The organism is Vibrio sp. Vb0888 (assembly GCF_033338835.1).
Classification (GTDB): Bacteria; Pseudomonadota; Gammaproteobacteria; order Enterobacterales; family Vibrionaceae; genus Vibrio; species Vibrio alginolyticus.
In genome coordinates, this window is the sequence record NZ_JAWOTL010000234.1 from 1 (window position 1) to 1146 (window position 1146).

Consider the following 1146-nt stretch of genomic DNA (forward strand, 5'->3'; position numbering starts at 1 on the left):
TGACTATTTTAACAAGAATCGTGGGGAGAAAGCGAAATTCTTGTTATTCTATTGCGTATTGAATACAAGATGTGAAAGACAATGGATATTAAACAGCAGGTTGCTGAGCAACGTACCGAGCTAGAGCAAGCCGTGGCACGAGCATTGGAGCTCGCGTCGGCGAAGTCGGATGCAGCAGAAGTCGCAATTACTAAAAGCACAGGTTTGAGTGTTTCCACTCGAATGGGTGATGTAGAAAATGTCGAGTTCAACAGTGATGGTGCGCTTGGCATTACCGTTTACCGAGGCCAACGTAAGGGCAGCGCTTCCACATCTGATTTGAGTGAAGCGGCGATTGAACAGACAGTGAATGCCGCGCTTGATATCGCTCATTACACATCTGAAGACCCATTCGCAGGCCCAGCGCCGAAAGAATTTATGGTGAAAGAGGTGCCAGATCTTGACCTTTTCCACCCAGACTCTCCAGACCCAGACTACGCAGCACAAGTGGCGATTGCCGCTGAGAAAGAAGCGCTAAGCTACAGCGATGCAATCAAGCAAAGTGACGGTGCAAGCTACGATAGCCACTATGGCGTCAAAGTCTACGGAAACAGCCATGGTTTGTTAGCAAGCTACGCGTCTAGCCGACACAGCACAAGCTGCTGCGTTATTGGCGTAGGTAAAAATGGCGAAATGGAACGTGACTACAGCTATACCGTTGCCCGCCATCGTGATGATTTGTGGACGCCAGAAACCGTCGGCCGCAAAGCGGCGGAAAATACTGTAAGCCGACTGGATGCTCAACGATTGAAAACGGGCCAATACCCAATTATGTTTGCGGCAGATGTGGCAACTGGCTTGATTGGTCACCTAGTGATGGCGATCAGCGGTGGCAACCTGTACCGCAAATCTTCTTTCTTACTGGATCATTTGGGTAAACAAGTCTTGCCTGAATGGTTCAATATTTCAGAGCGTCCGCATGTATTGCGCGGTTTGGCTTCCAGCCCATTCGATAGTGAAGGCGTTTATACGCAAGATCGTGAAATCATTACCGATGGTGTGTTGGCGACCTATTTACTGACCAGTTATGCCGCTCGCAAGATGAAGATGGATCCAACCGGTCACGCTGGTGGTATTCACAACTGGTACGTGAAGTCGACAGGCCAA

General features: G+C 49.3%; 1 protein-coding gene. It reads left to right on the forward strand.

Going from position 1 to position 1146, the window contains the following annotated elements:
* Positions 1 to 81 precede the first annotated feature (81 nt).
* A partial coding sequence (gene pmbA / locus R7P72_RS25270; RefSeq protein ID WP_318110994.1) for a metalloprotease PmbA occupies positions 82 to 1146 on the forward strand: 1065 nt, incomplete at its 3' end.